Below are 22,244 nucleotides of genomic sequence, written 5' to 3'. Positions count from 1 at the left end.
ACTATTCATGCCAGTACGCCGATTGCCAGCGCACGATCTAAAAACCGAAACAACAGCACCAGCTGGTCACCGTATTTCGCTTCAAATGCCACAGGGCTGGCATGCAACTCGTCGTGATGCTCTCTGCACAGAGGGATCACAAACAGATCGTGTGCCTTGGTACCCATTCCACCTTGCCCGTGGCCTATCAGGTGGTGGGGGTCGTCTGCCGGGTTGTTACAGCACATGCATTGCTGCGACTTAACCCAGCGGGTGTATTTCTCTTTTTCCCAGCGTCGGCGCTTTGGCTTCAACATCAGGGATTCTGGCGTTTCCGGGTCTATCTTTAACGCTACAACCTTTTTGGCTTTCTCCTGCACCAGCTGCGTGGCCGCAATCGCCGGGACAATCTCGCTCTCACGCATTACTGACTGGTGTTTTTCCTGTGGTAAGCGCAAAACTTTTCTCGCTACACCTTCAGGAATTACGTCTGCAATGTCTTTAGTGACAAGCCACCAGCAGAACTCTGGCAGGGTCAGTTCATGTTCTGCCGGGAATGCCAGTTCACGACAGGCGATCGATAAAATCCAGGATACCAGGTTTGCACGTGCGATGCCTGCCTGACGTTCTGTTGTTTGCTCTCGCTGGTGGTTATCGCAATGCCAGCACAAACGGATTGAGCCAGGGTCACGACGAAGGGTTGTGAAGTTGTTGCTGTGGTAGTCGCTCAGCTCCCACTGACAAACAAGCTGTTGCTCCAGCCAGTAATCAAGTCCGGAGAGTCCACCAGCAGCGCTGATGACCTTCTCATTCTCGAATACGCTGCTCATTAGCGGGTCTGCGGCTAATGGCTGTGATGCCGGTGGTATTGCTCCGGTGGCGTAGTTGTCGTATCCCTGTGGTTCGGACTCAATCAGTACACGACCTCTGGCAAAGAGCCCCATCAGCTCCGCGCCAGGACGAAAAAGAATAATCCCCATGCGTGGGGCTATCTCGGGTGTTAACAGTGCTCTCACGCCGTGTGCCCCTTAGCGATATGTTCAGCCCATAGGCCGCCGATCCACTTAATTCCCTTAGCCGTAAAGCGTGCCTGGCTGAAAGCATAGTTTGAGGCGCTCGTTGTACCGGTCTTCACTTCGAACCGCCCTGCTTCGATGTGCTGATGGTACGGCGTGAGTACATTGCTCAGGCGGTACATGATGTGGTGATCCAGCAGAAACAGCCGGAACTCTGGCTCTTTAGCGTTCAGGAGCTTCGCAACCTGTCTAAACGTCATTGAACCGGTGGCCGTGACGTAGCGATCAACGAATTCAGCTTTCGGCGCTGCAACCGCCAGTTCATCTTTTAGCTGCTGCTTCTGCTCTTCCAGTTCGGCGGCCAGGCGTAACGCTTCAGAAAATGACTGAGGTACCTTTGGTTGGGTTCCCTGCTCCAGTTCCTGCCAGCGGTCAACGAGACGCGCTGTGAACTCAGGGCAAAGCTGCGCGACGATCACATAACTGTCACGCTTGTTCACTTCATAGTGATGGTATTTCTGTCCGTTCTGGGGATGGGTGTACTGCATTGCAGCATACCCCCCAATGACGCCGCTACTCATCAACCGTTCGATGGTCACACACACATTGCTATGCCGGGAATCCACCAGTGCGGCAATCTCGCGACTAGACATTGTTATGTGCTCCCCAGGCATCGCAACGTGATGCGTCGGGCAATTCACTGTGATGTTCATCTGGTTCATGCTCTTCTCCACTTAGGCGGCTGCACCCGCCGGTTGATATCTGTTGATCGTTATCTCAACCTTCCCCTTCGGTACCACTGGCCCCCACTCCACCAGCATCCGTTTAACCTGACTGTCGTCCTCCCAAACGCCTGCATGCGTCAGCACGTCGAACAGCGCTTTGTTGTAATTGTCGATATCCCGGCGGCGTTGGTCTGGTGGATACAGAGTGATTTCCACCGCCGCGTACTCTGACGATGGCTTTGGTAACTTGCGAAGCTGCTCGATAATGGCTGCACAAGCAGCGCTCTGGAATTCGCGACCTTTCTGGCTGATCAGATGGCGTCCCTTCAACGGGCCGCTGTTTGGAGCTCGCCAGTACGTGTTTACGCTGGGCGGGAATGGCAGAACGAGTTTCATAATGCAGACTCCTTTGCTTCCAGCCAGGCAATAGCCTCATCACGAGCACCATCCGTTCCATCCAACAGCGCGCGAACGATAGAGATAGCGTCAGGGCCCTCATTCTCCCCCAGTATCGTTATCCCACGGGCTACGCCAGGAGCGACGGTGATATAGCCTTTTCGCTTTAGCGCGTTCACGTGGTCTGCCGCGGCATTTGGTGAGGAACAACCAATAAGCCCAGCCAGTTCAAACATTGTCGGAGGGAAGCCAACGCGGGCCTTGTAATCCCGGATTGCATTGAAAACATCCCTCTGACGCGGCGTTAACTCGTTCATAGTTCCTCTCCGAAACGGCCATTCATGCGACCGATAACACTGTTGAATTCAATGAGGCTTACCCCAAGCGGCGCGACCTGCTGATGATGTTTGCGCAGAATCGGCGGGCAGACTTTGTTCCATGCTGGTTTGGGTTTAACCCGCATCGCTGCTCGTAACTCTTCAGCACAACGGCGTGCTGCTGCGCGAACTGCGTTCTCATGCTCTGGTTTCACTCGACCACCTCCAGAACGGCAACCAAATCCTTAGCAACTTCGCGAGTGCTGCCTTTGCAGGAAATCGACCTCCGAGCAGGGATGGTGTGAAGTTTGAAACCATGTTGTTCGTATAGCTCTACGATGCGAGGGGCTATAGAGTTTGAGATAACGATGCTTGCGCCACGTTTATGGGCCGCGACACAGCACTCCACCAGCTCAATCTGGTTATCCCAGGTGAAGCCACCAGCGGAGTACGCAGTAAAGCCGCTGGTACCAGGCAGGGGTTCGTAAGGCGGATCGCAGTACACCACATCACCCTTCCCGGCCAAGCCAATCGTCCGGCGGAAACCGGCGGTCATGAACACGCAGTTGTGCGCCATACCTACAAAGTCTTTGAGTTCCTTCTCCGGGAAGTACGGCGCTTTGTACTTGCCCCAGCCCACATTGAACTGGTGAGACAGGTTGTAGCGCATCAGGCCGTTGAAGCAGTGGCGGTTCAGGTACAGGAACGCGGCAGCACGTTCGGCGGCATCCATGGTCTGGCCGTTAAACTCCTGGCGGATTAGCTCGTAGTTTTCCGGCGTTCCCATCCGCTCAAACATCCAGCGTGCGCTGCTCTCGACCGTGTCCGGAACGACGACCAGCATCTGGTACAGGTTAATCAGGTCAGGATTCACATCAGCCAGCAGGAAATTGGCGTGTTTATCGCTGTTGAGAAACACTGACCCACCGCCGACGAACGGCTCTATCAGGCGCAGGCCACTCGGGATGTGCTGGAACAGGTCACTCAGCTGGGTAAACTTACCACCCGCCCACTTCAGGAATGGTTTGCTCATGATTACCCCCTGAATCCATCAGGAATGCGGGTATCACATTCGTATTTGGATTTGAAGCCTGCGGCTTCGCGTTCCCACTTCCCGTTCATCCAGGATGGGCGTCCAGCTGAATCCCATTTCTTGGCCTTCTCGAAATACTCAACGCAGTTCTCAGGGGCAAAGAGCGTCTTCGGACGCAGGTAATCCGACATCTTGGGGTCGTTTGCCCATTTCTCGTTCAGGTAATCAACCACCAGCATCAGGTCTTCAGGGCTGTAGTCTTCTGCCAGGCGTCCACGGATATAACCAAGAGTGGATTTTGTTCTGCCACCCTTCCCGTAGTTTGAGTTCGTTACCCGATTGAAATGATCCAGGACCAGAGATTCTGAATCGACCTGGTCTGGTTGCCTCGCAACCGGACTAATAGGTTTTGAATTTACTTGTGGTTCTTGTTTTGATTTTACTGACGGATCCCCACCAGATTCTGACGGGTCAAAACCGCCTTTTTTGCTGGATTTCGACGCCTCAAATTTTGACGGGTCGGATTTTGATGCATCAGATTTTGAAGGGTCAGATTTTGATGCGTCAGATTCTGACAGGTGAGAAAAAGCAGCCTCTCGCAACTTAACGACGTTAAGCTGATATACGTTCGATGCGTTACGGTTCCCATTACGGCGCTGCTTACGGGAAAGCCAGCCATCCTTCTCAAGCTGAGCAAGGGCCGTCCTTACCGTACTTTCTCCAGCACCGATTTGACGTGCGATCGTGCCAATAGACGGCCAGCTAACACCCTCATCACTACTGAAGTCGGCCAGACGCGCCATGATGGCAACGCTGGATAACTTCATGCCTGACGAAGCGCATGCATCCCATACGTAACCGGTTAATTTAGTGCTCATGGTCGTCCTTTAATTCTGTAAATTTACGCTGGAATTGTTCAAGAGGGCTGAAGCACTCATGATCGTACCCTTCGCGAAGGTATATAACGCGCTGTGTATCTGGCTCCCAACGGACGACTCTGACCGGGACGCCGTAGCTGTCTCTGAACCACCGGTTAACTTCAGCCATTCCTCGCGCCCCTTCTCGTTCATCTGAGCAAAGACTTCTACCATCAAGCCAGCGGGCTGGTAGTTGTCACCATCAGCCGGGTTATTTATGATTTCTACATAGCCGAACGGGGAGTTCTTCCCCACCAGCGGAAGGCATCTGAATTGCTTAGCTGGTCTGAATCGGTTTACACTGTTCATGCGTTAGTTTCTCCACTGATACGACACGCCAAGGCGCCCGGAGCTGCACACTCGCGGGCGTCACCTTTTCTGCCTGTTGAAACGAATACGTCAATCGCCTGATCTGAAACACCAACCCCATAAAGCGCCATAAATCCCAGGAACCCGTGAATCTGGTGGCGGAGCTTCTTACTGAATAATTCTGAAAGCGTTTTGCGCTCTGATGAATCAATTACCCCATCAGCCGCTGCTGCCATCTTGGCATTAGCCAGCTCACCAGATGCTGCTGCCGCTTTCATCTCAATGCTGTACAGCTCAACGTTATCCAGGCTCTCAGCAGTTGGAACATCCACCAGCCATTTCCCTTTGCGGTTCGCCTGGTACTCAGCCAGGTAACAAGAACCTGACAGGTCCTCCATCCGTTCCAGTTCTGCCAAGGTAAAGAACCGACTGCCGCACTTCTGGTACAGATGGTTGTGGAATTGGTCGATAGTCATCCCCAAATCTGAAGCCATACCTAAGCGACCATGTTTATGTGCCTTACACATCAGGCGGATTGCTGTATTTATGCTGTCTACCATGTTGATTTCCCTCTGGTAGTTATTTTTATGCTGTGGTGTTAGTAGACTTCTGATAAAGACTTGCGTCGTACTTAAGTTTTCCTTTGGTAATTCGGTCTATTACAAAAGCCTGTTTTTGCGGAATAACATCCCCCCACTGACATACAGCGCTGTGGGTAACGCCTAAAGCGACTGCCGTTTTTGAAATGCCGCCGTAGTAATCAACGACTTTGCTTTTAAGCATGAACTGCCCTCCATAGTTAGCATTCTTACATCGTATATGGACAGCATGCTTACGTCAATAAAATGTAAGATTACTAACAAGACTTCTTGGGAGGCTTTATGGATACCGTTGGCAGCAGACTTAGATTCAGACGTAAGCAAAAGAAACTTACTCAGCGTGACATTGCCGAGTGGGCTGGCGTCAGTGCGTCTGCCGTTACTCAATGGGAAAGTGACTTAACCAAGTTATCCGGTGAGAACCTGATTCTTGTTAGCAAGTGCCTACAGTGTTCCCCTGAATGGCTAGTATTTGGGTCTGGTGATATCGAAAACGGAATTAATATTAATTTGATGGAAGCCAGAGAGGTTCCTGTGATCTCTTGGGTTCAGGCTGGAAATTGGACTGAAGTTATTGGTAACCCAAATAATGAGCTTGTGAAAACTACCCGCAAGCTATCTGATTCTGCGTTTGCGCTTAGAGTTAAGGGGGATTCAATGACATCCAGCCGAGAACTGAGCATTCCAGAAGGATCAATAGTCATTGTTGAGCCTGAATACGGATTTGTTGATGATGCAAACGGGAAAATTGTGGTAGCTCAAACCGTGTCAGGCGGTGAAGCTACCTTGAAGAAGTTAGCAATCGACCCCCCATTCTCTTATCTGGTACCTCTTAATCCGGCGTTCAAGCCGATTGAGGTTAATCAAGAGACCAAGCTCATCGGAATTGTTAAGCAGATAATCATAGATCTGTAACCCTTCAACGATTCGAAAGCCCGCCGCGCGCGGGTTTTTTTATGTCTGAATCATAAAAGTAAGAAAGCTTACAAAATTAACTTGACTCAAAATGTAAGATGTCTAATATTAAGTTCATCGAAAGCGAACAGGCAGGGCGCCCACGAAGTAGCCGCCGGTGGCGTATGAATAACCGGATGATTCGCAGGCAACAAAAAAGCGCCCATAGGACGCTTCGCTCTTTAACAATCTGGATATTGACCAACAAATCTCAATAGAGATTATGCCCTATTCTTCTAACAGAGGGCTTTCTCTGCGGAGTTTTGTCCATTTTGAACTCTGAATTACAAGTAGGGCAAAAATGAATCCAACAAAACGATTTTACACTTCGCTCCACACCGGGCTGAAGCATCGATATTTGTCTTTTTTGATAGCAGCTTGGACATGCATTCACAGTAATTTGAGAGCCATTCACAGAAATCTGCTTCGAATACACCAAAGAACCCGATTCAGTCTGGTGAAGTTCATAGCCTTTAGACTCGGTTTTAAAGTCTTCATACTCTGCAATTTTTGCTTTGAGAAGTACAGCTTCCTCATCACGAAGGCGAATTACATCACCGAGCGAAAAACATTCTGCCTGAAGGGTAATTAGTTTGCTCTGAAGCTCAATAGTAGCTGCTTTTACTTCCGCATCTGTTTTCGCATCGTTAATAACTTTTGCGAGACCTGCAGTCTCCTTGATAGCGGCCATAGCCGCCGATAGTTCAGCTATCACTATGAATACTCGGCTTGTTGTTGGGGATATCCAGATTAACCGAATCCTTGTTGTTGGGGAATAACCAGGACCCACCGAGCCTTATGTGGTGAAAAGAAAGGCACACAACATGAAAGCGCACTCCTTTCTACCAGTTATGGGTGACAGGTGTGAAACATAAACCGGAGTGCGCTTCCAGTTGTGGTAATTGCGGCTATGCGCACGTGACGAGGCCACCAGCTTATTCAACTTTAAAAATGAATATGTGTCTTGAAGTGTAACGTCGCCGGATGTGGCTAACCCGGCAGGTGGAGGCACCACCACCACAACCCTAGTTACCAGGAAGTAAGAAAGCTGTAGGCAATCTTGGCGGTGCCAGTACCATCCTTGAAGTTCGCTGGTACCGCCCTTTTTACTCAACTGAAAGCGCGTTCTACCCATTTCATTATGTGTGGGATCGTTATATAGGCCGATCGGAACGCGCTTCCAGTTGAGTGGAGAAACTTAAAGGCGATGGCAGTCGCCCGTTTCACTAAGTGCCCTACCCTGGGTGCTTACTGAAACGAACATCCAAATTTTTATTCACCTTCTGGTGAGGGATTCGTGCAACCAAAATTCAGCGGATTACTCCACTGGAGGACTGATGAACCACCTCGAATTTATTGAGAAGAACGTGAGGGAATTGCTGGTTAAACAGGGATTTCCTTTATCGGTGGCTCAGGGGGGGGGCTTGGCAAGCGCTCGATTTATATAAGCGCATGTCTCAGGCCAGTAAGAAAGGTGCGATGTTCGATGACGTAATGCGGCATGCAAAAGCCTGGGCAGATAAGCAGGTTTCCAAAACTGACGTTACACCACGAAAACGCAAGCCCCAGAACAACCAAGGCGGCCTCTTCTAAGTTTTAGGCCAAGAATTCATCGCCGTGCAGGGCGCATATAACACGGAGAAACTAACAATGGGTAACTTAGTAGTCGTTTCAGAACTACAGCCACGCTTGACCAGAGAGCAGTTGATTGATGCTGCTCGTAAAGCCGCCCCTCTCCTTCCAGCCGCTTCCCAGTGGCTGATGAACGAGCTGGCGAACCGCTACGATGTAGCCTGCGTGGCGCTGTGCGAATCCATGGAACAGCGTAAAGCACTTAAAGATGACGTCATCAACTGGGCCAGAGAATGTGATCGGGTCACTGAACGTCATACCAAGTCACCGTGCAATCTTCACGTCCTGTCAGCGCAAAGAGAGCTTCGCGAACTAGACCCAACAACCGTTGTTGTGATTAACGAAGGGGTTCAGTGATGGCTGCTAACTCATTCAAGCTGATGACCCGTTCAGGGGTTATTAAGCGTACCGATACAGGCATGTTTATCAGCCTGGACGATATCCACGTTCGTGAGGGCTTCAACAAGCGTGAAGATGATGAGCGTACTCGCCAGGCAGATGACGACCTGTTCGACTACCTGATGAACGGCGGCTCAGTTCCCCCACTGGAAGTTATCGCACGTGATGAAGGTGGTGTTTGGGTTGTTGAAGGTCACCGCCGTCGTCGTTGTTATGCGCGTTGTGCAGAAGCTGGCAAGCCTGTAGACCGCATCCACATCATGCCGTTCAACGGTAGCGATGTGCAGCGCCTGGCACGCATCATGACCAGTAACAACCAACTACCTCTATCTGATATTGAGCAGGCTGCAGTGATCCAGGAACTGCATAACGCTTTCAACCAGTCCACCAGCGAGATTGCAAAACTGGTCAATAAGTCAGTAGCTACGGTTGAAAAGCTCCTGACGCTCAGCACCGCAAATTATGACGTTCAGCAGGAAGTTAAATCCGGTGCCGTTTCCGTTGATGTTGCAGTGGATCGCGTTAAAGAGTTCGGCGAGAAAGCTGGTGAAGTTCTCCAGCATGACAAAGCCGTTGCTGCTGCCCAGGGAAAAGCAAAGGTTACCCGCAGCTCTATAGCTCCCGAACTAAACGTGAAGAGTGCGCGCCGGTTCGTAGAACTGATGTCCATGGCCTCTATCAGTGATGACGGTGTATTCACACTGGAAGGCGCAGCTCTCGCGGAAGCCTTGGCAATTGTCGACGAGCATAAAGCTATTGCTGAAGCGCGTGAAACCTACCGTCTGTCACAGCCAATCCCTTCTACCGAGATACGAGGAAAAACGCTGTATGTGATGTACGACGGCCAGGAGATTGGTCGAGCCTCACTTTATCGCGGCAAAACCGTCTGGCTGGACTTGGGAGACAAAACCATTGTTGCCAGTCAGTCAAAAGCCGTCGCCCACTTCGTTAGACAGTACAAATTGCAGCAGCAGGAGAATAGCCATGACAGCAACTAACCAACAGATGACAAGCGAGCAATTGGCAGACCTCTCTACTCTGGCCGTTCAACTTCAGGCCAAGGCAGAGGCGAATAATGACCGTGATACCGCTGTTATGGCTTATGCAGTTCAGAAAGCATGTGCGGAACTCATTGAATCCCGTCGCGAGTTCACAGCAGCAAACGCGACTATTCACAATCTTAAGCTGAAGGTTGCGCAGGTGGTCGCGGAGAATGCGGGGCTGAAGTCGGCTATTGATGCAACCGTAGGCTGGCAACAGTCAACAGATTCTGAAAACGTTGAGAGCGTCAGAATGCTAGCCGATATCCAAACCCCGGCAACAGACGCGTACCTGGATGAAATGCGGGCGCAGGGCGTGGAACGAATGATAGAGGTTAAGCAAAAACAATTAGACGGAATGCACCCTGACACTTTTGCCATTGGTGCTGTTCGCGATTCCATTCGCAGGGATATCTACGAGTTGAAAGTCTTTGCTGAAATTCTCCGCCAGGAGTCCCAGTTACGCCAAGGAGCCGAGCAATGAGCACAGTCAAAGGCCAGTTAATCAGCAGCCAGAGATTTTTGGATGAAGCAAAAGTCGCAGATAAAGCCTCTCGGTTTAAGCGCTTTATCGTGTCTGTTTACCCCATCGTAATGCGCGGTGTTCAGTACACCATCCTGATGGACGGGCATCACAACTATGCGGCAGCAAAATTAGCAGGGGTTGAGCCTGATTACCGGCCGATTACCAAGAAGGTGCTGCGGATCATCGGCGGCATGTCAGAACGTGAACGAGAGGCATTCTTCATCAACAACGTAACCGACAGCAATTACTACTTTGTTGAAACTGGTGAAGTGGTGCATGAGCTTGTGATGCCGGATACGTCCTGCAAATTCCAGGCGCATGCAGGCAATCAGTGGATTTTTGGAGGTGCCCAATGAACGATATCACCGCACTGGCGCAGCGTATGAAAGCGGCTGCAGAGAAAGCGAGTAACGGCGAATGGGTTAAAGAATCCGGCGACGGATGGGAAGCGTCTTGCAGCGTAAATGACCAAACCAACGGCGGATTCATCATCGCGCACTTTGAAGGGCCAGATTCAGCGGCGAACCGCGAGTTCGTTCAGGCTGCCAACCCAGCCAACGTCCTGGCGCTGGTAGAGGCGCTGGAGAAGGCGCAGAAGAGTAATCAATTTCTGAAAGACCAGCTGTCTGAGCTTGCCAACTTCAATCCAGATTGGGACAAGCTTGAGGCCAGTTACGAAAGCTGGCGTGAAATTGCTGCTGAATTGCTGGTAGCAAAAGACCGCATCGCCGAGCTGGAGTCCCGCATCGTCACCGTGAAGCTGCCAACAACTCGGTTTTGGGCTGGCATGCTCGAGTGCTACGAAAAAGCAGACGTGATCACCGCTATTCGTGAGGCGGGCGGGGAGATTTCTAATGATTAGCAGAAAGGAATTATTCGCTGAAATAAGCAACGATGCTGTTTGTGAAGACGGTGAAGTCGTCGGATATTTTGTCAAAAATAGCCGCATGGACTTACTGGAACAAATGCTATGCAGCCAAGTCACCGTGAAGCTGCCGGAATATCGAAATTCACCGGAAATGCACACAAAGCAGTATTACGAGGTCATTGGTTTTAATCAGGGGCTTGATGCATGCGTGGAATCGCTAGCCGCCGCTGGCATCCAGGTTATCGAAGGAGAAGCATGATGATTCACTATCACGGCGGTCCCATTACGCCGGATACGTGCGCCATAAGGGCATGGAAAGGACGCCATGCGTTTATCAGTTTCGCGCACTCCGGACAAATTAACCTGGCCTCTGAATACTGCCAGTCATTCGCGCTGGACAACGGTGCCTTCACTGCGTGGAAGGCAGCTGGCAAAAACAAAATCGACTGGAGCGACTATTACGAGTTTGTGTCGCGCTGGAAGAATCACCCTGGCTTTGACTTCGCCATCATTCCGGACGTTATCGACGGCGGAGAGGAAGAGAACGAAGCGCTTCTTGATGAGTGGCCACATGGAGAGTTCTTCGGCGTCCCTGTCTGGCACATGAATGAGAGCGACGAGCGTTTTATCAGGCTGTGCAACGAGTATCCCCGCGTGGCAATCGGTTCATGTGGTGACTATGACGTTAAGCGCCCGAATCTGGCCGTGGCACGGATGAAAGACTTGATTCGCCATGTTACCGACACTCACGGCCAGCCAGTAACGAAGTTGCACGGATTGCGCATGCTGAACCCGCTTATCTTCACAAAGTTGCCTTTATCCAGCGCCGACAGCACGAACGTCGCCCGGAATATCGGCATAGATAAAGCCTGGTCTGGCGCTTATGCGCCAGCTTCAAAAGAAACACGCGCCACTTTGATGGTTGAGCGCATTGAATCGCACAATAGCCCCGGTTCTCTCGCGTACTGCGAACAACGTGACCGGTTCGACATGCAATTGCAATTAGCGGTGTGAGGACTAGCCGATGACAATCAACTTAACAGACCCAGCTAACCACCCGGCAAACGGACCGCTTACAGTTAAGCGCATTGAACGCGTTATCGAAGCGCTACAGCGCACGCTCACGTACAAAAACGGCAGCACCCAGGATTATGTCACCGCTGACGCAATAAAAGCGTTAGACGAGCTCCTGGAGCGCAGGAAGGACGCAACCGAACCGGTGGCTGACGTCGTAGCGTGGTCATCACCTAACGAAGAGCGCTCTTGTGATATCCGCTGGCGTCGATTTGATGTTGCTCCTGGACCACTGTTCAGGGCCCCGCCGGATCCAGATGTTCTGGACTCAACAACCACCAGCAAACGCTAAATATTCCACCGGGTGCAGCCGGTTTATTTGGAGAAAAAATTATGACCAATGTTATCCAACTCGCCCCGAATGAGTGGGTTTGCGAAAGCGTTCTTATCGCTGTCACTGGGCTCAAGCCAGGAACCATCCTCCGGGCCAGAAAAGAATGCTGGCTCGTTGGCCGGGAATATATCCACATGTCGCCTGACGGCAGCCCGAAGCCGTCCAGCGAATGCATGTACAACAGACACGCAGTTGATTCATGGGTCGCGTCACTGAGAAACAAGCAACCAGGGTGATTTAACACCATGAAAAAGGTAAGCTCAAATAGCTCTTGGGCGTCTGGAGGAATCAATGGATAAAGTCTCATATCCAACAGGCGTCGAAAACCACGGTGGCACATTACGCATCTGGTTTAGATACAAAGGTAAGCGTGTCAGGGAGAGTCTCGGTGTCCCTGACACCGCTAAGAACAGGAAGATCGCCGGGGAACTACGTACATCGGTATGCTTTGCCGTCCGCACAGGAAACTTTGACTATGCAGCGCAGTTTCCTGACTCACCTAACCTTAAAGTTTTTGGGGTGGGTTCGAAAGAAATCACAGTCAAAGAGCTTGAAAAAAAGTGGCTGGATCTGAAGAAAATGGAAATTTCTGCAAACGCACTCAATCGGTATGAGTCAGTAGCGAGAAACGTCGTGCCATTAATTGGGGCAAGGCGCCTGGTTTCAGCGGTAACTAAAGAGGAATTGCTGTACATCAGGAAAGATTTACTGACCGGTTATCAGAGTTCGACAAGTAGTAAAAAACCAGCAAAAGGACGCAGCGTTGTTACTGTGAACTATTACATGACGACTATTGCCGGGATGTTTCAGTTTGCTGCAGATCACGGTTACCTGGAAACAAATCCTTTTGATGGCATTAAGCCGCTTAAGAAAGCCAGGGCAGAACCAGATCCACTAACTCGTGACGAATTTATTCGTTTGATAGATGCATGCCGGCATCAGCAGACGAAAAACCTGTGGTCATTAGCAGTATACACAGGTATGCGTCACGGAGAACTGGTCTCCCTGGCCTGGGAAGATATTGATCTGAAGGCGGGTACAATCACCATCAGGCGCAATTATACGAAACTTGGCGAGTTCACTCTACCGAAAACCGAGGCCAGTACAGATCGGGTGGTGCATCTTATCCAGCCAGCGCTTAGCATCCTGAAAAATCAGGCTGAAATGACAAAGTTGGGTAAGCAACATCACATCGATGTGAAGCTACGAGAGTATAACCGTTCGGTGAATCATGAATGCACGTTCGTCTTTAACCCACAGATAGTCAGGCGATGTGAGCAGGTCGGATTTATCTACAAGGTTGATTCGGTTGGCGACTCATGGGATGCCGCACTGAAGCGCGCTGGGCTCAGGCATCGGAAAGCGTACCAGTCACGACACACTTATGCTTGCTGGTCATTGTCTGCTGGAGCAAACCCGAGCTTCATTGCTAACCAGATGGGACATTCAAGCGCCCAAATGGTGTTCAATGTTTACGGCGCGTGGATGGCTGACAGTAGCGCAGAGCAGATCGCAATGCTAAATCAGAAGCTGGCCGATTTTGCCCCATTGATGCCCCAGAGGCCAAAAACGAGCAGTAGCGGATTATTAAAATCAGTCAGTTAAGTGATGATGCCCGACATGTTAACTGCGTGGAGGGCAACACGACGCTGTACGCGCTGCCAAAGGCGGAGATTGTCTCCCGCTGGCTGGCGCAGACCGATGATAACTTTCGCTTCTGCTTTAAATTCCCGGCCACCATTTCGCATCAGGCCGCCCTGCGTCAGTGTGATGCGCTGACGCAGGAATTTTTCCAGCGCATGTCACCGCTTGATGAACGAATCGGCCAGTATTGGCTACAGCTTCCCGCGACCTTTGGCCCACGCGATCTCCCCGCCCTTTGGGCATTTCTCGATGGTTTGCCGCAGGAGTTCCACTACGGAGTAGAAGTGCGCCACCCGCAGTTTTTTGCCAAAGGCGATAATGAGCGTCAGCTTAATCGCGGCCTGCATCAACGCGGCGTTAACCGCGTGATTCTCGATAGCCGACCGGTTCATGCGGCAATTGCCCGCAATGAGGCGGTGATGGACGCCCAGCGTAAAAAACCGAAAGTGCCGGTGCATGCGGTCGTCACCGCAGGTCAGCCGATGGTGCGGTTTATCGGCAGCGATGAGATGGCGCAAAATCAGGCGATGTTCGCCCCCTGGCTTGAGAAACTGCAAAAGTGGCAGCAAACCACCACCCCCTACCTGTTTTTGCACACCCCGGATATCGCCCAGGCGCCAGAGCTGGTGCATTCCCTGTGGCAGGCGCTGCAAACCGCCCTGCCCGAGTTAGGTGACGCACCTTCTATTCCACAACAATCTTCTCTTTTCTGACATTCATACCTATGATAATGGGTGCCATCTGCCAACAAAAAGGGAGTTTGTATGGTTAGCGCGCTGTATGCCGTACTTGCGGCATTGTTGCTGATAAAGTTTTCCTTTGATGTCGTTCGTCTGCGTATGCTTTACCGCGTTGCCTACGGTGACGGCGGTTTCAGCGAACTACAAAGTGCTATCCGTATTCATGGGAATGCGGTCGAATACATTCCTATTGGCGTTCTTCTGCTGTTGTTTATGGAAATGAATGGCGCAGAAACCTGGATGGTCCACCTTTGCGGCCTGCTGCTGCTCGCCGGGCGCCTGATGCACTACTACGGTTTTCATCACCGTTTGTTCCGCTGGCGGCGGTCTGGCATGAGCGCGACCTACATTTCCTTGTTGCTGATGGTGCTCGCCAACCTGTGGTATGTGCCGTGGGAGTTGGTTTTCTCGCTACGTTAGCGCACAATACGCCGTTTTTATTTTTCCGGATTTCACCTTATGTCTGACCGCGACACGCTTTTTTCTGCACCTATCGCCCGCCTCGGCGACTGGACTTTCGACGAACGGGTAGCTGAAGTTTTCCCGGATATGATCCAACGCTCGGTACCCGGCTACTCGAATATTATCTCCATGATTGGCATGTTGGCCGAACGCTTCGTCCAGCCCGCAACGCAGGTTTACGACCTCGGTTGTTCGCTGGGCGCCGCGACGCTTTCCATCCGCCGGAATATCGCCCATAGCGATTGCCGCATCATTGCCGTGGATAACTCTCCGGCGATGATTGAACGCTGCCGCCGCCACATCGACGCCTATAAAGCGCCGACGCCGGTTGACGTCATCGAAGGAGATATTCGCGAAATCGAGATCGAAAACGCCTCCATGGTGGTACTGAACTTTACGGTGCAGTTTCTCGAACCCGCAGAACGTCAGGCATTGCTGAATAAAATCTATCAAGGATTAAATCCAGGCGGTGCGCTGGTACTGTCAGAGAAATTCAGTTTTGAAGACACCACCGTCGGCGAGCTGCTGTTTAATATGCACCACGACTTTAAGCGGGCTAACGGCTATAGCGAACTGGAAATCAGCCAGAAGCGCAGCATGCTGGAAAACGTGATGCTGACGGATTCAGTAGAAGTCCATAAGGCTCGCCTGCATGAAGCAGGCTTTGAACACAGCGAACTGTGGTTCCAGTGTTTTAACTTCGGCTCCCTGGTGGCGCTCAAGGCAGGAATCCCCGCATGATCGAGTTCGGCAATTTTTATCAGCAAATCGCGAAAAGTCCCCTTTCCCACTGGCTGGAAACGCTGCCAGCGCAAATCGCCACATGGCAGCGCGATCAGCATGGCCTGTTTAAGCAGTGGTCAAACGCGGTTGAGTTTCTACCGGAAATCCAGCCGTGGAAGCTGGATCTGCTGCACAGCGTCACCGCCGAAAGCGAAGAACCGCTGAGCGAAGGCCAGGTAAAACGCATTGATACGTTGATGCGCCACCTGATGCCGTGGCGCAAAGGGCCATTCTCGCTGTACGGCGTGAATATCGATACCGAATGGCGCTCCGACTGGAAATGGGATCGCGTTCTGCCACATCTGTCTGACCTCAGCGGACGTACGATCCTCGATGTCGGCTGCGGCAGCGGCTATCACATGTGGCGCATGATTGGCGCGGGCGCGCATCTGGCGGTGGGCATTGACCCGACTCAGCTGTTCCTGTGCCAGTTTGAAGCGGTGCGCAAGCTTTTAGGTAACGACCAGCGTGCGCATCTGCTGCCGCTTGGCATCGAACAGCTTCCGGCGCTGAAAGCCTTTGATACCGTGTTCTCCATGGGCGTTCTCTATCATCGTCGTTCCCCTCTTGAGCATATCTGGCAGTTGAAAGATCAGCTGGTGAGCGACGGTGAACTGGTGCTGGAGACGCTGGTTGTGGAAGGCGATGAAAATACGGTGCTGGTGCCGGGAGACCGCTACGCGCAAATGCGTAACGTCTACTTTATTCCATCCGCACCGGCGCTGAAAAACTGGCTGGAAAAATGCGGTTTTGTGGATGTGCGCATCGTCGATATGAACGTCACCTCTACCGAAGAACAGCGTCGTACCGAGTGGATGATAACCGAGTCGCTGGCCGACTTCCTCGACCCGAACGACCCGACCAAAACCATTGAAGGTTATCCGGCCCCGCTGCGCGCGGTGCTGATTGCACGTAAACCGTAACCTATCTTACGTCCAGACTGGTTATAAAACGTTTTATCCTAAATAGTTACGGATAAAAAAAGGCCCCTGTTTAATGGGCAGGGGCCTGGTACAAGCAAGCATCATATTGGGCGAATATGACACGCGGTAAAAACGGTTAGCTACTCATGACGGTCAATGATGTCTCTCATGGCGGCAACTGCCGCGCCATCGACCGCATAACGCAAATATTCATCAGCTTCAGGGTCCGTTGACATTGAAAGTCCGGGATTGCGATAACGCATATCGGAGGGCACCCATTGCCCGGCTGAACTGTGCACTTCTTTGACACCAGCGTTCAGGAAGAGAGGAAGATTGCTCGCTCTCACCCCTGCACCTGCCATAATGGTTGGAGTATCACTCCGGTCAATAAGTTCCCGAATTAATAAAATACCTTTTTCGGCCGACGACTGTTGCCCGGAAGTCAGCACCCTCGCCACGCCTAATTCCGCAAGCTGTTCAAAGGCCTGATGTGGATCTGCGCACATATCAAAAGCGCGATGGAATGTCACCGCCAGCGGCCCAGCCGCCACCATAATTTGTCGCATCCGCGCCATATCCACTTGCCCTTCTGGATTCAGGACGCCAATAACCAGACCGGAATAACCCAGTGAGCGAACCTGACGAACATCCTCCAGCATGGCGGCAAATTCACCGTCGGTATAACAGAAGTCCCCGCCGCGCGGGCGGATAATCGGATGAACGGGAATGGAAACCCGCTGCCGCGTTGCTTTGAGCACACCATACGATGGCGTCAACCCTCCCTCCAGCGGCGCGGCGCACAGTTCAATGCGCTCGGCCCCGTTCTGCTGCGCGATAACCGCGCACTCCGTGCTGTAACAGCAGATCTCAAGCAATGCCATTTTTCTCTCCGTTTAAATCCAGCGACAAATCATGCCACTGTTCCCGTGCGTAGACTCCGCGTGACTTCACATTGTTACACTGCCTGCTCGCTGGCAACGATATCTTCTATCGACCACGGGTGAAACTTCACCGCCACCTTACCGTCGGTTACGGCCATCGTTGGATTCGGCAGTCGCTCACGTTCACCTTTTGGCGAGCTGGTTTTTACCGAAATCCCCGGCTGGCTTAGCCCATCGTCAGACAACAATGCCAGCGCCCTGGCGTTCAGCGTTTCCGGCGCGCCCGGCAGCACGATCTCGATGTGTTCCCAGCCCTCGTGCGGGTAACGTTTTTCACCCGGCCACGGCAGTTCAATCACCGTAAAGCGCCAGCGGGCCACGCACACCGGTTCGGCGAGTTTAAACAGACAAATGGGACGACCATTGATGATATTTTCCGACAACAGCGTGCCGCACTGCTCAAAACCACGACGCCAGCGTTCCGCGGTGGTGTTCTGGTGGCAGCGTAGGGAAATATGGTCGGCATTCAGCGGGGTGATGTCCAACCCCAGACGCTGGGAAAGCGCCGCTAATGCGTCGGTGAAGCGTGGAAGATCCGCAGAAATATCCTGCAGTTCTTCGATAGTCTGCCAGTTTGCCATTTCAGCCCTACTCTTATTACATGAAAAGGCTAATCTACCTTGTTGTCCGCTTCGAACCAACCTTAGAGGTTATTGAGCGATTAATCCCTGCTCAGGCAGCGTTTTTCGCCCCTGTTGAGGCGGGCCTGGTGCTGACGGCATCGGGCAAATGCAGTATACTCCCGCCTTAATTTATCCACACCCGGCGTTGAACCACATAGGTGTCAGCGTCTAAAACGTAAGGTATTCCGGTGAATATTCAGGCTCTTCTCTCAGAAAAAGTCAGTCAGGCCATGATTGCGGCAGGCGCGCCTGCCGATTGCGAACCACAGGTTCGTCAGTCAGCAAAAGTACAGTTCGGCGACTATCAGGCCAACGGCATGATGGCAGTAGCCAAGAAACTGGGCATGGCACCGCGACAACTGGCAGAACAGGTACTGTCTCATCTCGACCTTAACGGCATCGCCAATAAAGTCGAAATCGCCGGTCCAGGTTTTATCAATATCTTCCTCGACCCTGCCTTCCTGGCCGAACATGTTTCTCAGGCGTTGAAAAGCGAACGTCTGGGTATCGCACAGCCGCAGTCGCAAACGGTGGTGGTGGATTACTCTGCGCCAAACGTGGCAAAAGAGATGCACGTCGGTCACCTGCGCTCCACCATTATTGGCGATGCCGCAGTACGTACGCTGGAACTGATGGGCCACAAAGTTATCCGTGCAAACCACGTCGGCGACTGGGGTACTCAGTTCGGGATGCTGATTGCCTGGCTTGAGAAACAGCAGCAGGATAACGCCGGTGAAATGGCGCTGGCCGACCTCGAAGGTTTCTACCGCGATGCCAAAAAACACTACGACGAAGATGAAGTCTTCGCCGAGCGCGCACGTAGCTACGTGGTGAAACTGCAGGGCGGCGATGAGTATTTCCGCAAAATGTGGCGTCAACTGGTCGACATCACCATGTCACAAAACCAGCTGACCTACGACCGTCTGAACGTGACTCTGACCCGCGATGACGTGATGGGTGAAAGCCTGTACAACCCAATGCTGCCGGGCATTGTTGCTGACCTGAAAGAAAAAGGTCTGGCGACCGAGAGCGAAGGCGCTACCGTCGTATTCCTCGACGAATACAAGAATAAAGAAGGTGAGCCTATGGGCGTCATCATCCAGAAAAAGGATGGCGGCTACCTGTACACCACCACCGATATCGCCTGCGCGAAATATCGTTACGAAACTCTGCATGCCGACCGCGTGCTGTACTACATCGACTCCCGTCAGCACCAGCACCTGATGCAGGCATGGACCATCGTGCGTAAAGCGGGCTATGTGCCTGATTCCGTTCCGCTGGAACACCACATGTTCGGCATGATGCTGGGTAAAGACGGCAAGCCGTTCAAAACCCGCGCCGGTGGTACCGTGAAGCTGGCCGACCTGCTGGATGAAGCACTGGAACGCGCACGTAAACTGGTTGCAGAAAAGAACCCGGATATGCCGGCAGACGAGCTGGAGAAACTGGCAAACGTCGTGGGTATTGGCGCGGTGAAATATGCCGATCTGTCGAAAAACCGCACCACCGACTACGTGTTCGATTGGGACAACATGCTGGCCTTCGAAGGCAATACCGCGCCGTATATGCAATATGCCTATACCCGCGTACTGTCCGTATTCCGTAAAGCGGAGCTGGAAGAAAGCGCTATCATCAATGCCGCTGTGACTATCAGCGAAGATCGTGAAGCGCAGCTGGCCGCGCGTCTGCTGCAGTTCGAAGAAACGTTGAATGTGGTTGCCCGCGACGGCACGCCGCACGTGATGTGTTCTTACCTGTACGATCTGGCAGGTCTGTTCTCCGGCTTCTACGAACATTGCCCGATCCTGTCTGCCGAAAGCGAAGCGGTACGTAACAGCCGTCTGAAGCTGGCGCTGCTGACCGCTAAAACCCTGAAAATGGGTCTCGATACGCTGGGTATTGAAACCGTAGAACGTATGTAATCTCTGAATGATTTATCAAAGCCCGCGCTCTGTCGCGGGCTTTTTTTTGCCCGTAATCCCCCGCTTTCCAGCCATATACCTTTGATTTGTTACAAAGCACAAGGAATGACACATTTCCCTAAGAGATGGTACATTTTTTGTCTGTCATGCCCGTGACCGCTCCGTATGATTAGGCGGCTTAAACACTGGGTGCCTTAATGACTTTTAGAGATTATGAAGCGGAGAGAAAACTCTTCGTCCGTCGCGTACTGGTGGCCTTTGGCCTGGTCGTCACCTGCTTTGCCGTACTGATCCTCAACCTCTACCATTTACAGGTGGAAGAGCATAACTACTACGCTATACGTTCCGATGCCAACGATATCAAAATGCTGCCGGTCGCCCCCACGCGCGGCATTATCTACGACCGTAACGGCATCCCGCTGGTCAAGAACGTCACCTGGTATGATATTACCGTAACGCCTTATAAAATCAGCGATATGGATGCGCTGCTGCGCCAGTTGACGCCGCTCGTTGACCTGACGCCTGATGATATTGACCAGTTCCATAAGGAACTAAAATCAACCAGTCGCTACCGCCCGGTGGTGCTGAAGAATGCCCTTTCCGACGTCGAAATCGCCCGTTTTTCGGTTAATCAGTTCCGCTTTAGCGGCGTGACGGTAGACAGCTATGAAGACCGTCAGTATCCGTACGGTGCGGAGCTCGCGCACGTGCTCGGTTATGTATCGAAAATTAACGACAGCGACCTGAAAGCCCTCGATAAAAATGGTTTATTAGAGAACTACGCCGCCGACCATAACATCGGTAAACAGGGGATCGAGCGCTACTACGAAAACGATCTGCACGGTAAAACCGGCTATCAGGAAGTCGAGGTCGATAACCATGGGCGCATTGTGCGCCTATTGAAAGATGTCCCGCCAGTTGCCGGAAAAGACATCCATCTGACGTTAGATCTGCACCTTCAGGAGTACATTGAGAGCTTGCTCGTCGGCCAGCGTGCGGCGGTGCTGGTGGAAGATCCGCACGATGGTTCGGTGCTGGCGATGGTCTCGAACCCGAGCTACGATCCGAATCCGTTCGTAAAAGGGATCGGCTACCAGGACTACAAAACATTATTGCAGGATAAAGACCTGCCGCTGATTAACCGCGTGACTCAGGGGCTTTATCCGCCCGCCTCGACGGTCAAACCCTATATGGCGATGTCGGCCCTGCTCACAGGGGTTATCACCCCGCAATCCAGCTTTTTTGGCGCACCAACCTGGACGCTGCCCGGCACTGAGCGTCACTATCGTGACTGGAAAAAAAGCGGCCACGGCATGCTAAACGTCACCAAAGCAATCGAAGAATCAGCCGATACCTTCTTCTATCAGGTAGCCTATATGATGGGCATTGACCGTATTCATACCATGCTGAGCCAGTTTGGTTACGGTAAGCCCAGCGGTATCGATCTCGATGAAGAGTACAGCGGCCTGCTTCCAAGCCGCGACTGGAAACAGCGGGTACACAAAAAAGCCTGGTATCAGGGCGATACCATCTCCGTAGGTATTGGCCAGGGCTACTGGATTGCCACACCGATTCAGATGGTCAAAGCACTGGTGGCGCTGCTCAATAATGGCCGGGTCATCCCGCCTCACCTGCTGAAAGATGAGGAGACCGGCAAGGCGGTGATTCCGTATCGCCAACCAGCTGATGAGACACAAATTGCCGACCCGAAATCCCCGTACTGGAACCTGGTACGCCAGGCGATGTTTGGTATGGCCAATGCGGAAAACGGTACCGGCTATAAGTTCTTCCATACCGCCGCTTACGGGATTGCGGCGAAAAGCGGCACCTCGCAGGTATTTAGCCTCAAAGAGAACCAGACTTATAATGCGAAGATGATCCCAACGCGCCTGCGCGATCACATTTTTTATACCACGTTTGCACCGTATAAAGATCCTAAGGTCGCGGTGGCGTTAGTGCTGGAGAACGGGGGAAGTGATGGAGTGGTCGCGGCACCGGTGATGCGTAAAATCCTTGACCACCTTTTTGCCCCTGAGGACAGCCAGCCGCAGCTGCCGCCTCAGGGATAAGTGAAGGGACTCGCTGGGT

General features: G+C 52.2%; 29 protein-coding genes. 17 read left to right on the top strand and 12 right to left on the bottom strand.

Features of this window, described 5'->3' with window-relative positions; all coding sequences use genetic code 11:
• Positions 1-5 precede the first annotated feature (5 nt).
• From ABOC97_RS14160 to ABOC97_RS14115, 9 genes are all read right to left on the bottom strand, one after another.
• On the bottom strand, positions 6-995 hold the full coding sequence (locus ABOC97_RS14160) for a DUF968 domain-containing protein (RefSeq protein WP_349598718.1): 990 nt from the start codon (positions 993-995) through the stop codon (positions 6-8).
• Positions 992-1,648: a phage antirepressor KilAC domain-containing protein gene (locus ABOC97_RS14155; protein WP_459253823.1), complete on the bottom strand. Its 657-nt coding sequence runs from the start codon at positions 1,646-1,648 to the stop codon at positions 992-994. Before ABOC97_RS14155 ends, ABOC97_RS14160 begins: the two co-directional genes overlap by 4 nt.
• An 81-nt stretch (positions 1,649-1,729) precedes the next feature.
• The gene (locus ABOC97_RS14150; protein WP_044702975.1) at positions 1,730-2,116 is read right to left on the bottom strand and encodes a RusA family crossover junction endodeoxyribonuclease; all 387 of its coding nucleotides are present in this window, start codon (positions 2,114-2,116) and stop codon (positions 1,730-1,732) included.
• Positions 2,113-2,433 carry a LexA family protein gene (locus ABOC97_RS14145; RefSeq protein ID WP_044702977.1) on the bottom strand — a complete coding sequence of 107 codons (321 nt, stop codon included), beginning with the start codon at positions 2,431-2,433 and terminating at the stop codon, positions 2,113-2,115. The genes ABOC97_RS14150 and ABOC97_RS14145 overlap by 4 nt, the downstream gene beginning before the upstream one ends.
• A 211-nt stretch (positions 2,434-2,644) precedes the next feature.
• Positions 2,645-3,466: a DNA adenine methylase gene (locus tag ABOC97_RS14135; RefSeq protein ID WP_220438733.1), complete on the bottom strand. Its 822-nt coding sequence runs from the start codon at positions 3,464-3,466 to the stop codon at positions 2,645-2,647.
• 2 nt (positions 3,467-3,468) lie between these two features.
• Positions 3,469-4,344 carry a conserved phage C-terminal domain-containing protein gene (locus tag ABOC97_RS14130; RefSeq protein WP_349598712.1) on the bottom strand — a complete coding sequence of 292 codons (876 nt, stop codon included), beginning with the start codon at positions 4,342-4,344 and terminating at the stop codon, positions 3,469-3,471.
• Positions 4,334-4,513, bottom strand: coding sequence for a DUF4222 domain-containing protein (locus tag ABOC97_RS14125; RefSeq protein WP_349598709.1), 180 nt, complete (start codon positions 4,511-4,513; stop codon positions 4,334-4,336). Before ABOC97_RS14125 ends, ABOC97_RS14130 begins: the two co-directional genes overlap by 11 nt.
• Before the next feature lie 175 nt (positions 4,514-4,688).
• Positions 4,689-5,252: a YmfL family putative regulatory protein gene (locus tag ABOC97_RS14120; RefSeq protein ID WP_016240141.1), complete on the bottom strand. Its 564-nt coding sequence runs from the start codon at positions 5,250-5,252 to the stop codon at positions 4,689-4,691.
• A 25-nt stretch (positions 5,253-5,277) separates the two neighbouring features.
• A complete protein-coding gene (locus ABOC97_RS14115) occupies positions 5,278-5,475 on the bottom strand; it encodes a Cro/CI family transcriptional regulator (protein WP_234113353.1) in 198 nt (65 codons plus the stop codon).
• A 98-nt stretch (positions 5,476-5,573) separates the two neighbouring features.
• Here ABOC97_RS14115 and ABOC97_RS14110 point away from each other — a divergent pair, with 98 nt between their 5' ends.
• Positions 5,574-6,206, top strand: coding sequence for a LexA family protein (locus tag ABOC97_RS14110; RefSeq protein ID WP_234113354.1), 633 nt, complete (start codon positions 5,574-5,576; stop codon positions 6,204-6,206).
• Positions 6,207-6,456: 250 nt separating this feature from the next.
• Here the strand turns inward: ABOC97_RS14110 and ABOC97_RS14105 are convergent, their stop codons facing one another.
• Positions 6,457-6,960, bottom strand: coding sequence for a hypothetical protein (locus ABOC97_RS14105; RefSeq protein WP_325920697.1), 504 nt, complete (start codon positions 6,958-6,960; stop codon positions 6,457-6,459).
• A gap of 935 nt (positions 6,961-7,895) precedes the next feature.
• Between ABOC97_RS14105 and ABOC97_RS14100 the strand changes: the two genes are divergently transcribed.
• The 14 genes from ABOC97_RS14100 to cmoB are packed head-to-tail and all read left to right on the top strand — an operon-like array spanning position 7,896 to position 16,670.
• Entirely contained in the window at positions 7,896-8,234 is a 339-nt protein-coding gene (locus ABOC97_RS14100) for a hypothetical protein (RefSeq protein ID WP_349598704.1), read from the top strand.
• The gene (locus ABOC97_RS14095; RefSeq protein WP_349598701.1) at positions 8,234-9,274 is read left to right on the top strand and encodes a chromosome partitioning protein ParB; all 1,041 of its coding nucleotides are present in this window, start codon (positions 8,234-8,236) and stop codon (positions 9,272-9,274) included. The genes ABOC97_RS14100 and ABOC97_RS14095 overlap by 1 nt, the downstream gene beginning before the upstream one ends.
• Complete coding sequence (locus ABOC97_RS14090; RefSeq protein WP_349598698.1) at positions 9,261-9,800, top strand: hypothetical protein; 540 nt, start codon at positions 9,261-9,263, stop codon at positions 9,798-9,800. Before ABOC97_RS14095 ends, ABOC97_RS14090 begins: the two co-directional genes overlap by 14 nt.
• Positions 9,797-10,198, top strand: coding sequence for a ParB/RepB/Spo0J family partition protein (locus ABOC97_RS14085; RefSeq protein WP_349598695.1), 402 nt, complete (start codon positions 9,797-9,799; stop codon positions 10,196-10,198). The genes ABOC97_RS14090 and ABOC97_RS14085 overlap by 4 nt, the downstream gene beginning before the upstream one ends.
• A complete protein-coding gene (locus ABOC97_RS14080; protein WP_349598692.1) occupies positions 10,195-10,704 on the top strand; it encodes an ead/Ea22-like family protein in 510 nt (169 codons plus the stop codon). The genes ABOC97_RS14085 and ABOC97_RS14080 overlap by 4 nt, the downstream gene beginning before the upstream one ends.
• Positions 10,697-10,969 carry a hypothetical protein gene (locus ABOC97_RS14075; protein WP_349598689.1) on the top strand — a complete coding sequence of 91 codons (273 nt, stop codon included), beginning with the start codon at positions 10,697-10,699 and terminating at the stop codon, positions 10,967-10,969. Before ABOC97_RS14080 ends, ABOC97_RS14075 begins: the two co-directional genes overlap by 8 nt.
• Complete coding sequence (locus ABOC97_RS14070; protein WP_349598792.1) at positions 10,969-11,724, top strand: hypothetical protein; 756 nt, start codon at positions 10,969-10,971, stop codon at positions 11,722-11,724. Before ABOC97_RS14075 ends, ABOC97_RS14070 begins: the two co-directional genes overlap by 1 nt.
• Positions 11,725-11,734: 10 nt before the next feature.
• Positions 11,735-12,076 carry a hypothetical protein gene (locus tag ABOC97_RS14065; RefSeq protein ID WP_349598686.1) on the top strand — a complete coding sequence of 114 codons (342 nt, stop codon included), beginning with the start codon at positions 11,735-11,737 and terminating at the stop codon, positions 12,074-12,076.
• Positions 12,077-12,117: 41 nt separating this feature from the next.
• Entirely contained in the window at positions 12,118-12,354 is a 237-nt protein-coding gene (locus tag ABOC97_RS14060) for an excisionase family protein (RefSeq protein WP_072277047.1), read from the top strand.
• A 55-nt stretch (positions 12,355-12,409) separates the two neighbouring features.
• Positions 12,410-13,723, top strand: coding sequence for a tyrosine-type recombinase/integrase (locus tag ABOC97_RS14055; protein WP_349598683.1), 1,314 nt, complete (start codon positions 12,410-12,412; stop codon positions 13,721-13,723).
• Positions 13,702-14,475 (top strand): DUF72 domain-containing protein, encoded by a 774-nt coding sequence (locus ABOC97_RS14050; protein WP_349598789.1) that lies wholly within the window; start codon positions 13,702-13,704, stop codon positions 14,473-14,475. The genes ABOC97_RS14055 and ABOC97_RS14050 overlap by 22 nt, the downstream gene beginning before the upstream one ends.
• A gap of 51 nt (positions 14,476-14,526) precedes the next feature.
• On the top strand, positions 14,527-14,922 hold the full coding sequence (locus tag ABOC97_RS14045) for an MAPEG family protein (protein WP_349598680.1): 396 nt from the start codon (positions 14,527-14,529) through the stop codon (positions 14,920-14,922).
• A 39-nt stretch (positions 14,923-14,961) separates the two neighbouring features.
• Positions 14,962-15,705 carry a carboxy-S-adenosyl-L-methionine synthase CmoA gene (gene cmoA, locus ABOC97_RS14040; protein ID WP_349598678.1) on the top strand — a complete coding sequence of 248 codons (744 nt, stop codon included), beginning with the start codon at positions 14,962-14,964 and terminating at the stop codon, positions 15,703-15,705.
• Positions 15,702-16,670, top strand: coding sequence for a tRNA 5-methoxyuridine(34)/uridine 5-oxyacetic acid(34) synthase CmoB (cmoB, locus tag ABOC97_RS14035; protein WP_349598675.1), 969 nt, complete (start codon positions 15,702-15,704; stop codon positions 16,668-16,670). The genes cmoA and cmoB overlap by 4 nt, the downstream gene beginning before the upstream one ends.
• A 140-nt stretch (positions 16,671-16,810) precedes the next feature.
• On the opposite strand, the gene cutC is transcribed toward cmoB, so the two are convergent.
• Entirely contained in the window at positions 16,811-17,551 is a 741-nt protein-coding gene (gene cutC, locus ABOC97_RS14030; protein WP_349598672.1) for a copper homeostasis protein CutC, read from the bottom strand.
• 74 nt (positions 17,552-17,625) lie between these two features.
• Entirely contained in the window at positions 17,626-18,192 is a 567-nt protein-coding gene (locus ABOC97_RS14025) for a VOC family protein (RefSeq protein ID WP_349598669.1), read from the bottom strand.
• Positions 18,193-18,422: 230 nt separating this feature from the next.
• Between ABOC97_RS14025 and argS the strand changes: the two genes are divergently transcribed.
• Positions 18,423-20,156: an arginine--tRNA ligase gene (argS, locus tag ABOC97_RS14020; RefSeq protein ID WP_349598666.1), complete on the top strand. Its 1,734-nt coding sequence runs from the start codon at positions 18,423-18,425 to the stop codon at positions 20,154-20,156.
• Positions 20,157-20,353: 197 nt separating this feature from the next.
• Entirely contained in the window at positions 20,354-22,225 is a 1,872-nt protein-coding gene (mrdA, locus tag ABOC97_RS14015; protein WP_349598663.1) for a penicillin-binding protein 2, read from the top strand.
• Positions 22,226-22,244 lie beyond the last annotated feature (19 nt).

Origin of the sequence: Kluyvera huaxiensis (assembly GCF_040149365.1) — a bacterium.
GTDB classification, from domain to species: domain Bacteria; phylum Pseudomonadota; class Gammaproteobacteria; order Enterobacterales; family Enterobacteriaceae; genus Kluyvera; species Kluyvera intermedia_A.
This window is presented reverse-complemented; position numbering and strand designations above follow the sequence as displayed.

What these genes read in the sequence shown, in the direction of transcription:
- ABOC97_RS14155 (WP_459253823.1), bottom strand. Translation starts at nt 1,648, where the DNA reads ATGTCTAGTCGCGAGATTGCCGCACTGGTGGATTCCCGGCATAGCAAT.
- ABOC97_RS14150 (WP_044702975.1), bottom strand. Translation starts at nt 2,116, where the DNA reads ATGAAACTCGTTCTGCCATTCCCGCCCAGCGTAAACACGTACTGGCGA.
- ABOC97_RS14145 (WP_044702977.1), bottom strand. Translation starts at nt 2,433, where the DNA reads ATGAACGAGTTAACGCCGCGTCAGAGGGATGTTTTCAATGCAATCCGG.
- ABOC97_RS14135 (WP_220438733.1), bottom strand. Translation starts at nt 3,466, where the DNA reads ATGAGCAAACCATTCCTGAAGTGGGCGGGTGGTAAGTTTACCCAGCTG.
- ABOC97_RS14130 (WP_349598712.1), bottom strand. Translation starts at nt 4,344, where the DNA reads ATGAGCACTAAATTAACCGGTTACGTATGGGATGCATGCGCTTCGTCA.
- ABOC97_RS14125 (WP_349598709.1), bottom strand. Translation starts at nt 4,513, where the DNA reads ATGGCTGAAGTTAACCGGTGGTTCAGAGACAGCTACGGCGTCCCGGTC.
- ABOC97_RS14120 (WP_016240141.1), bottom strand. Translation starts at nt 5,252, where the DNA reads ATGGTAGACAGCATAAATACAGCAATCCGCCTGATGTGTAAGGCACAT.
- ABOC97_RS14115 (WP_234113353.1), bottom strand. Translation starts at nt 5,475, where the DNA reads ATGCTTAAAAGCAAAGTCGTTGATTACTACGGCGGCATTTCAAAAACG.
- ABOC97_RS14110 (WP_234113354.1), top strand. Translation starts at nt 5,574, where the DNA reads ATGGATACCGTTGGCAGCAGACTTAGATTCAGACGTAAGCAAAAGAAA.
- ABOC97_RS14100 (WP_349598704.1), top strand. Translation starts at nt 7,896, where the DNA reads ATGGGTAACTTAGTAGTCGTTTCAGAACTACAGCCACGCTTGACCAGA.
- ABOC97_RS14095 (WP_349598701.1), top strand. Translation starts at nt 8,234, where the DNA reads ATGGCTGCTAACTCATTCAAGCTGATGACCCGTTCAGGGGTTATTAAG.
- ABOC97_RS14090 (WP_349598698.1), top strand. Translation starts at nt 9,261, where the DNA reads ATGACAGCAACTAACCAACAGATGACAAGCGAGCAATTGGCAGACCTC.
- ABOC97_RS14085 (WP_349598695.1), top strand. Translation starts at nt 9,797, where the DNA reads ATGAGCACAGTCAAAGGCCAGTTAATCAGCAGCCAGAGATTTTTGGAT.
- ABOC97_RS14080 (WP_349598692.1), top strand. Translation starts at nt 10,195, where the DNA reads ATGAACGATATCACCGCACTGGCGCAGCGTATGAAAGCGGCTGCAGAG.
- ABOC97_RS14075 (WP_349598689.1), top strand. Translation starts at nt 10,697, where the DNA reads ATGATTAGCAGAAAGGAATTATTCGCTGAAATAAGCAACGATGCTGTT.
- ABOC97_RS14070 (WP_349598792.1), top strand. Translation starts at nt 10,969, where the DNA reads ATGATTCACTATCACGGCGGTCCCATTACGCCGGATACGTGCGCCATA.
- ABOC97_RS14065 (WP_349598686.1), top strand. Translation starts at nt 11,735, where the DNA reads ATGACAATCAACTTAACAGACCCAGCTAACCACCCGGCAAACGGACCG.
- ABOC97_RS14060 (WP_072277047.1), top strand. Translation starts at nt 12,118, where the DNA reads ATGACCAATGTTATCCAACTCGCCCCGAATGAGTGGGTTTGCGAAAGC.
- ABOC97_RS14055 (WP_349598683.1), top strand. Translation starts at nt 12,410, where the DNA reads ATGGATAAAGTCTCATATCCAACAGGCGTCGAAAACCACGGTGGCACA.
- ABOC97_RS14045 (WP_349598680.1), top strand. Translation starts at nt 14,527, where the DNA reads ATGGTTAGCGCGCTGTATGCCGTACTTGCGGCATTGTTGCTGATAAAG.
- cmoA (WP_349598678.1), top strand. Translation starts at nt 14,962, where the DNA reads ATGTCTGACCGCGACACGCTTTTTTCTGCACCTATCGCCCGCCTCGGC.
- cmoB (WP_349598675.1), top strand. Translation starts at nt 15,702, where the DNA reads ATGATCGAGTTCGGCAATTTTTATCAGCAAATCGCGAAAAGTCCCCTT.
- cutC (WP_349598672.1), bottom strand. Translation starts at nt 17,551, where the DNA reads ATGGCATTGCTTGAGATCTGCTGTTACAGCACGGAGTGCGCGGTTATC.
- ABOC97_RS14025 (WP_349598669.1), bottom strand. Translation starts at nt 18,192, where the DNA reads ATGGCAAACTGGCAGACTATCGAAGAACTGCAGGATATTTCTGCGGAT.
- mrdA (WP_349598663.1), top strand. Translation starts at nt 20,354, where the DNA reads ATGACTTTTAGAGATTATGAAGCGGAGAGAAAACTCTTCGTCCGTCGC.